The following is a 7,310-nucleotide window of genomic DNA, read 5'->3' on the forward strand; positions in this document are numbered from 1 at the left end:
ATCACGCCCGCGATCGTCGCGAGCGTCCTGCCTTCCCACGAAACGGGTGGCTCCCATGCCGGCAAGGCTTTTTGGTGTTCTCACAACCGCTTCCGAGGACATCAAGGTCATGCAACCGGCCGATATCACCCCCTTGCCGACGGCGTTTCGCCGCATCGGCTGGTCCAATCTCTTTGCCCAGTTCTCGGAGCAGATCGCCTTGGCTGCGGCGCCTTTGGCCGCCGTTCTGCTGCTCGCGGCGGGGCCGGCCGAGACCGGCTGGCTGCAGACGGCGCAGACCTTGCCCTTTCTCCTGCTCTCGATCCCCGCCGGCCTGATGGTCGATCGCGCCTCGCGGCGCCGGCTCATGGTCGGCACGGAAGTGCTGCGCGCGGTGTCGCTGCTGGCGATCCCGCTGCTGCTCGCTCTGGGCAGCCTCAATCTGACCTGGCTGGGCCTTCTCGGCGCGCTCGGCGCTGTCGGCACCGTCTGCTACAGCGTCGCTGCCCCGGCTTTTGTCCCATCGGTAGTGCCGCGCGCGCGCCTCGCCGACGCCAATCGCTGGCTGGAGCTGGCGCGCAGCGCCGCCTATGCCGGCGGCCCCGCGCTCGGCGGCGCGCTCGTCGGCTGGATCGGCATCTCGACCGCCTATGGCCTGGCGGCCGGGCTCTCGATTTTCGCCGCGCTCCTGCTGGCCGGCCTGCCGAAGGACGAGGCGCCGTCCGGCCCGCGGCGCGACTTGCTGCATGATCTCAAGGAAGGCGCGCGTTTCGTCGCCGGCCACGATCTGCTCAGGCCGATCCTGATGACGGCGGTCTTCTTCAACGTCTCCTGGTTCATTTTCCAGGCGGTCTATGTCGCCTATGCCGTCCAGAATCTCGGCCTCAGTGCGACTGAGGTCGGTATCTCCCTGGGCATCTATGGCGCGGGGATGATCGTCGGCGCCGCATTCGCGTCCCATGTCGCCCGCCGGGTCTCCTTCGGGACGTTGATCCTGCTCGGGCCGTTCGCCGGCCTCTGTGCGGCCGGCGTGATGCTCGCGACGCTCTGGCTTCCCTCCGTTTATCTCGTCGGGGCGAGCTTCTTCCTGTTCGGCGTCGGGCCGATCATCTGGACGATCTCGACGATGACATTGCGCCAGGCGGTGACGCCCAATGCGATGCTCGGCCGCGTCTCCGCCCTGATCATGACGGCGACCTTCGGCGCGCGCCCGGTCGGCGCGGCGATCGGCGCCTTCGTGGCGGCGCATCTCGGCATCGCCGCCTGCCTGCAGCTCGCGACCGCAGGCTTCCTGATCCAGCTGCTCGTCATCGGCTTCTCGCGAGTGCCGCGCCTGCGCGATCTCTCGGAACTCGCTTGATCAGGGTGGGGGCTCACCACAGCGTGAAAGATGGCCGGGCCAGCATCAGCCCGATGATCGTCAGGACCGAGAGAAACGCTGGAAAGCCGCAAGCGAACCAGATTCGATAAAGCTGGAAATACCGCGCGGGCAAGGGCGCGGTATTCTTCGCCGCGTCCGATGCGAGCTGGCGAAGCCGATGTTGAATCCAGACGACTGGCAGCCAGAAACAGCCGGTCAGAACGTAGAGCGCCAGAGAGAGCACGATCCAGCCCTCGGACAACGGCCATCCGATCTCGCGCGCCAGCAGGTAGCCAGTAATTGGCTGCAACAGCACTGCCGATGACGTGAAGAGCCAATCCGCGACCACGACGGTGCCGGCGACATGAGTGATCAGGGCCGGGTCGCGCGTCCGGTGGGCCATCACCATGAAGAATGCGATGCCCGCACCGGTACCAAGTAGGACCGTGGCACCGAGGACATGGAGCCAGCGCAGGAAGAGCAGCCAGTCCATCAACGTTCCCCCGCGATCGTCGTCACGGCGACCGCCAAGGCTGTAGCGGGCAGAATCTTGACGAACGGCCCCAGCGGGTCGCCCCAGAGCCACGGTGTCAGCACGGTTCCGGCAATGAGGTAGCTTAGCGAGACAACGACCGCGCCGAGCGCCGCGCGCACCAGCCAACGCCGGAACAGAAAGCCGATCCCGATCGTGATATCCGCCAGCGAGCCAAGGATCACGAAGCTTGCTGCCAGCTCGGGCGATACCGACGAGGGCAAGACCGCAACCGCTTCGCGCCACTGCCACAGACCGATCAGGCCGGAGAGCAGCCAGAAAAACGCCAGGGTCAGAACGAGGACTGGCAGGACCAGTTGGCTCCTGGCGAAAATCCGTTCCTGGCGCGTGGAAGGCAGTCGTTTCAGGATGGCACCCAGGTCGGTTAGGTCGCGCCCGGTGGCCGCGCGCCATGGTTCGGGATCGCCGACGATACCTTGGGACAGGATATCAAGGGCGGAGCTGCGGAGTGGCGAGCGCCAGCCGAACCAGCTGGCGAGATCGGCGAGCTGCGCAAGGCCGCGTCCGATCGGCTTAGGGAGGTCGCATACTGCAACGGGCGCGGGAAGCCCAAGCCAGCGCCGCAGCTTCAGGACGAGATCGCGCAATGGGTGCGGCTCTGCCGCCACGAGGTCGAATGTGGCGCGCGTCGGAACCTCTCCGGCCAAGCAGCTGTGAACAGCGTCCGCCACCTCATCGAGCGCGACGACTTGCACCCTGCTTGCGCCAAAGGCGAGCAATTGCACGACCGGCAAGGCGGCGATCATCCTTAGCAACGCCGTGCTGCCATAGGCGTTGGCTCCGATCACGAGGCCGGGCTTCAGGATAGTCCAGTTGAGCGTGCTGCGTTGAAGGACGGCGTCGGCTTCGCCCTTGGTCCGCAGGAAAGCGGTCTGTGCGGTAGGGTCGGCTCCTGGCGCGGATATCTGGATGAAGGTGCGAACTCCGCGCACTTCGCAGGCCGCAATCAATGCTGAAATGGCGCGCTCCTGGCTTGCAGCGAGCTTGTCGCGTGCGCCGTCTTGCAGGGCGCCGGAAGCGTTCACGACTGCATCGACGCCGTCGAGATAGGGCTGCCAGGCTGCCGTATCGGACAATGTCGCCAGATCAGTCCCTGTCCAGGCGAGATCAGGCGCGAGGAGCTTGCCCAGATCGAGGTCGCGGCCGAAGCCGACGATGTCGTGTCCCGCCTGCTGAAGGCGACGTGCGATGGCCAGACCGATGAAGCCGTAGGCGCCGAGGAGCAGGATACGCATGGAGCGAGTTCTTATCATCCGCGCGAGAGCCAAGCCGATCTCTCTCGCGTTTCCGGGATAACGGAGCGTTACTCGCGTCAGCGAACCGGCGCTGGCCGGGTCGCGAGCAGCACGCCGGCGACGATGAACGCGATCGAAACCCCTTCCGCCACCGTCGGGATTTCGCCGAGGACAACGATGGCGAGCAGCGAGGCGATGACCGGCACCAGCGCGATCATCGCCGCGGCGGCCGAGGCACCGAGCAGTGTCACGGCGCGGTTGAAGCTGATCAGCGCGACGATGCTCATCAGCACGCCCTGATAGAAGCCCTGGACCGCGATCTCGGCTGTCTGAGCCTGCCCGAGATGGCCGATGCCGAGGACGAGATACAGCGGAACGAAGATCAGGCCCGACCAGAAGCAGATCAGCGCCGCCGACTGCATTGGGTCGAGGCCGCTGCCGCGCAGGAGCAGCGTGTAACCGGCCCACATCGCCGCGGCGAGTGCCAGGAAGCCGAGGCCGAGCAGGCTCGGCGCGGCCCCGCCGCTGGAAGCGGTGGCGATCAGGCCGCAGAGTCCGGCTGCGATGGCGGCGTATCCGACGAGCCGGATCTTGCCGGGAGGCTGGCGCAGCAGCAGCCAGCCGAGCAGCCCGGCAAAGACCGGCATCAGCGTCGGCGTCACCGAGGCGGCGCGCCCGGCCGAGGTCATCTGCACGCCGAGCGCCACCAGGGCCGCGAAGGGCGCGCCCCAGAGAACGCTGAAGATGAAACCGTTGCGCCAGGCCTTTGGTGGCAGATCGCGCAGCAGCACCGGCGCCAGCAGGATCGCGCCGATGCCGTAGCGCAGCGCGGTCAGGTCCCAGACGTTCAGGATGCGGGTGACGCTGAAGCGCGTGACCACGAACCAGCCGGCGAAGATCGAGACCGTCAGCACCGCCCAGAGAAAGCCGATCAGCCGCTTGCGAGAGGAGCGCGCGCCATCCGCCGTATCCGGCGCGCCGCCCGGATAGCGATTGGGAGATTCGGCAGGCATGTCGGTGCGTTCACCGCTCCGGCAGCGGAATGAACTCCTCCTCGTCGCCGGGGACGGTGTCGAAGCGGCCGGTCTTCCATTCCTGCTTGGCCTGGTCGATCCGCTCCTTCGAGGACGAGACGAAGTTCCACCAGATATGGCGCGGCCCGTCCATCGGCTCGCCGCCGATCAGCATCAATCGGCTCTGGTCGACGCCGAGGATCGAGATCCGGTCGCCCGGCTTGAAGATCAGGAGCTGGCCGGCGCCGAACTCGTCGCCGGCGATGTCGATCTTGCCGGTGACGATGTAGACGGCACGCTCGTGATAGTCGGGGTCGAGCGGCAGGATCGCGCCCGGCGCCAGCACGGCTTCGGCATAGAGCGTGTCCCAGGGGAATTTCACCGGGGAGGTCTCGCCGAAGGCCGAGCCCATGATCAGGCTGACGCGTTTTCCCTCGCCGACGATGCGCGGCAGCTCGGGCGCGGCATGGTGGATGAACTCGGGCGCGATCTCCTCATGCGTCTTCGGCAAGGCGAGCCAGGTCTGGATGCCGTAGAGCTTGGGCGCCTTCATCCGCTCTTCCGGCGCGGTGCGCTCGGAATGGACGATGCCGCGCCCGGCCGTCATCAGGTTGACCGCGCCGGGGCGGATCGGCAGCGCGGTGCCGAGTGAATCGCGGTGCATGATCTCGCCGTCGAACAGATAGGTGACGGTGGAGAGCCCGATATGCGGATGCGGGCGGACATCGATCCCCTCGCCGAGCAGGAACTCGGCCGGGCCCATCTGGTCGAAGAAGATGAAGGGGCCGACCATCTTGCGGCCGATCGAGGGCAAGGCGCGGCGGACCGAGAAGCCGCCGAGATCATGCGCGCGCGGCACGATCACCTGTTCGAGCGCCTCGCAGGAGCGGGTATCGCCCGCGACCGGGTCATGATCGGGCAGCTGCGACATGGCGATGTCCTCCTGTGAGCGCCGAAGACTGGCCCCGGATGCTGTGTACGGCAAGGGGCCAACCAGCCGCACGGGCTCGACGCGACGCACTGAGGAAATTATCGATAATTCATGGCCAAAGAGAAACCAGAGACCCTGCCGGTCCGCATCAGCCGCATCCTCGCCGAGCGGATCATCTCCGGGCAGATCGAGCCGGGCGCGCGGCTGCGGCAGGACCATGTCGCGGTCGAGTTCGGCGCCAGCCATGTCCCGGTGCGTGAGGCCTTCCAGCGGCTGGAGGCGCAGGGGCTCGCCGTCAGCGAGCCGCGCCGCGGCGTGCGCGTCGCCGCTTTCGATCTGCGTGAGGTCCGCGAAGTCGCCGAGATGCGCGCCGCTCTCGAGGTCTTGGCGCTGCGCCATGCCGGTCCGCATCTGACGCGCGCCATGCTCGACGAGGCCGAGGACGCGACCCGAGCCGGCGACAATTCCCCCGACGTCCGCGCCTGGGAGGAGGCGAATCGGCGCTTCCACCGCCTGATCGTCACGCCCTGCGCCATGCCGCGTTTGCTGGCGGCGATCGACGATCTCCATGCCGCCAGCGCCCGTTTCCTGTTCTCGGCCTGGCGCTCGGACTGGGAGGCGCGCACCGACCACGACCACCGTGCCATCCTGGCGGCGCTCCGGGCCGGACAGGTCGAGGAGGCCGCGGCGATCCTCGCCCGTCATGTCCAGTGGATCGGCTCCAAGCCGGTGCGCACCGCCGCTGGCGGAACGCGGGACATCTTCGCGATCCAGGGCTGAAATCGACGTCCGCGAGGCGGGCGCGCGCGGCCGCGGCGCAGCTGTGCTTTTCGCGCACACAGGCTGCCGCACGCTGCCCGCTTGCATTTCGGTCACGTCTGTGGACTCTACGATAGATCAAGTTTGAAAATTATCTATAATTTTGAAATCGACGGAGAGAGACGATGAGTGATCTCAGCTATGCCACACCCGCCGGCTTCAGCCCGCTCGGGCTGCAGGCGCGTCCCGCCCACGTCAAGGCTGCCGCTGTCGTGCTCGGCACGATGGTCCTGGCGATCGCCTCGCAGATCAGCGTGCCGATGCTGCCGGTGCCGATGACCATGCAGACGCTGGCGGTGATCCTGATCGGCGCGCTCTATGGCTGGCGGCTCGGGGCGCTCACCATTCTCGCCTGGCTGGGAGAAGCGGCGGTCGGCCTGCCCGTGCTCGCCAATGGCACCGGCGGCCTCGCGCCCTTCATGGGCCCGACCGCGGGCTATCTCGCCTCCTTCCCGCTCGTCGCGGCGCTGGTCGGCTGGCTGGCCGAGCGCGGCTGGAATGGCAGCCGGCCGGCTTTCGCCTTCGTTTCGATGCTGCTCGGCCACGCCCTTTGCTTGGCTCTCGGCGGCCTCTGGCTCGCCACGCTGATCGGCGCGGAGAAGGCGATGATCGCCGGCGTCGTGCCTTTCCTGCTCGGCTCGCTGGTCAAGTCGGGGTTGGGTGCGGCGATCCTGATGGCGATCTCGCGTCGCAAGGACAACGCTCCGCAGGCTTGAATCGGAAAAGGCCGGCGCGATTGCGCCGGCCTTTTCCATCAGCATCCCGTCAATCCGGCACTCGGCGACGTTCTCGCAGAAGCGCCGCTGCTGCGGCTTGTCCGAGCCCGGAAAATCTTGGATCGAACCGCTTCGTCCGGCTGCCGGCTATGCTTCTAGTTCCCGACGTCGAGCGGCTGGGTGCCGGTCGGCTTGCCGTCGGCGCCGAGCGTGATCTTCTCGATCCGCGCCTCGGCCTGCTTCAGCAGCGCGTCGCAGCGCGCCTTCAGCGCCTCGCCGCGAGTGTAGATGTCGATCGATTCTTCGAGCGCCACATCGCCGCGTTCGAGCCGGGCGACGATGCCTTCCAGCTCCTTCAGGGCCGCCTCGAAGGGCAGGCCGGCGACATCGGCATTGGTCTTGACGTCGGTCACGGGCGCGAATCCTGTTGGGTGGCCGTTATCGGCTCTGAGGCCGGCTCTCGCAAGCCTATCGGGGTAGCAATCGCCACAGCCCTCATCCTGAGGAGCCGCGTCAGCGGCGTCTCGAAGGATGCTCCAGGGGGCTCCGGAACCAGCTGGAGCATCCTTCGAGACGCGCTCTGAGAGCGCTCCTCAGAATGAGGGCTGGAGGGGTGAGCGACTGTCTTGTTGGTCAAGCGGTTTGTTCGCGCCATGGTTGTCTGTCCCGGATGACGGCGTTGAGGATTGTGACGAGCTTTCGGG

Annotated in this window: 8 protein-coding genes; 3 read left to right on the forward strand and 5 right to left on the reverse strand. The window is 67.1% G+C overall.

The genetic code is table 11. From position 1 onward, the window contains the following. Positions 1-109: 109 nt before the first annotated feature. The gene (locus tag BMZ69_RS18870) at positions 110-1,339 is read left to right on the forward strand and encodes an MFS transporter (RefSeq protein ID WP_092159414.1); all 1,230 of its coding nucleotides are present in this window, start codon (positions 110-112) and stop codon (positions 1,337-1,339) included. Between the two features lie 13 nt (positions 1,340-1,352). Here BMZ69_RS18870 and BMZ69_RS18875 read toward each other — a convergent pair whose 3' ends face one another. The 4 genes from BMZ69_RS18875 to BMZ69_RS18890 form a co-directional block, all read right to left on the reverse strand. Beyond that, complete coding sequence (locus BMZ69_RS18875) at positions 1,353-1,832, reverse strand: DUF2269 family protein (RefSeq protein ID WP_092159415.1); 480 nt, start codon at positions 1,830-1,832, stop codon at positions 1,353-1,355. Beyond that, a complete protein-coding gene (locus BMZ69_RS18880; RefSeq protein ID WP_175506869.1) occupies positions 1,832-3,127 on the reverse strand; it encodes an SDR family oxidoreductase in 1,296 nt (431 codons plus the stop codon). Before BMZ69_RS18880 ends, BMZ69_RS18875 begins: the two co-directional genes overlap by 1 nt. A 77-nt stretch (positions 3,128-3,204) precedes the next feature. Continuing rightward, positions 3,205-4,140, reverse strand: a complete 936-nt coding sequence (locus BMZ69_RS18885) for a DMT family transporter (protein ID WP_092159417.1) — start codon at positions 4,138-4,140, stop codon at positions 3,205-3,207. Positions 4,141-4,150: 10 nt separating this feature from the next. After that, on the reverse strand, positions 4,151-5,071 hold the full coding sequence (locus BMZ69_RS18890; RefSeq protein ID WP_092159419.1) for a pirin family protein: 921 nt from the start codon (positions 5,069-5,071) through the stop codon (positions 4,151-4,153). A gap of 111 nt (positions 5,072-5,182) precedes the next feature. Between BMZ69_RS18890 and BMZ69_RS18895 the strand changes: the two genes are divergently transcribed. Together BMZ69_RS18895 and BMZ69_RS18900 are read left to right on the forward strand one after the other, a co-directional pair. Then, positions 5,183-5,851 (forward strand): GntR family transcriptional regulator, encoded by a 669-nt coding sequence (locus BMZ69_RS18895; protein WP_092159421.1) that lies wholly within the window; start codon positions 5,183-5,185, stop codon positions 5,849-5,851. Between the two features lie 164 nt (positions 5,852-6,015). Beyond that, complete coding sequence (locus BMZ69_RS18900) at positions 6,016-6,606, forward strand: biotin transporter BioY (RefSeq protein ID WP_092159423.1); 591 nt, start codon at positions 6,016-6,018, stop codon at positions 6,604-6,606. A gap of 155 nt (positions 6,607-6,761) precedes the next feature. Here BMZ69_RS18900 and BMZ69_RS18905 read toward each other — a convergent pair whose 3' ends face one another. Beyond that, positions 6,762-7,019 carry an exodeoxyribonuclease VII small subunit gene (locus BMZ69_RS18905; RefSeq protein WP_092159424.1) on the reverse strand — a complete coding sequence of 86 codons (258 nt, stop codon included), beginning with the start codon at positions 7,017-7,019 and terminating at the stop codon, positions 6,762-6,764. Between the last annotated feature and the right edge of the window lie 291 nt (positions 7,020-7,310).

Source organism: Allobosea sp. CRIB-10 (assembly GCF_900112185.1).
In the GTDB taxonomy this organism is placed as follows: Bacteria; Pseudomonadota; Alphaproteobacteria; order Rhizobiales; family Beijerinckiaceae; genus Allobosea.

Coding starts and splice junctions, on each gene's coding strand:
- BMZ69_RS18870 (WP_092159414.1), top strand. CDS start 110: ATGCAACCGGCCGATATCACCCCCTTGCCGACGGCGTTTCGCCGCATC.
- BMZ69_RS18875 (WP_092159415.1), bottom strand. CDS start 1,832: ATGGACTGGCTGCTCTTCCTGCGCTGGCTCCATGTCCTCGGTGCCACG.
- BMZ69_RS18880 (WP_175506869.1), bottom strand. CDS start 3,127: ATGCGTATCCTGCTCCTCGGCGCCTACGGCTTCATCGGTCTGGCCATC.
- BMZ69_RS18885 (WP_092159417.1), bottom strand. CDS start 4,140: ATGCCTGCCGAATCTCCCAATCGCTATCCGGGCGGCGCGCCGGATACG.
- BMZ69_RS18890 (WP_092159419.1), bottom strand. CDS start 5,071: ATGTCGCAGCTGCCCGATCATGACCCGGTCGCGGGCGATACCCGCTCC.
- BMZ69_RS18895 (WP_092159421.1), top strand. CDS start 5,183: ATGGCCAAAGAGAAACCAGAGACCCTGCCGGTCCGCATCAGCCGCATC.
- BMZ69_RS18900 (WP_092159423.1), top strand. CDS start 6,016: ATGAGTGATCTCAGCTATGCCACACCCGCCGGCTTCAGCCCGCTCGGG.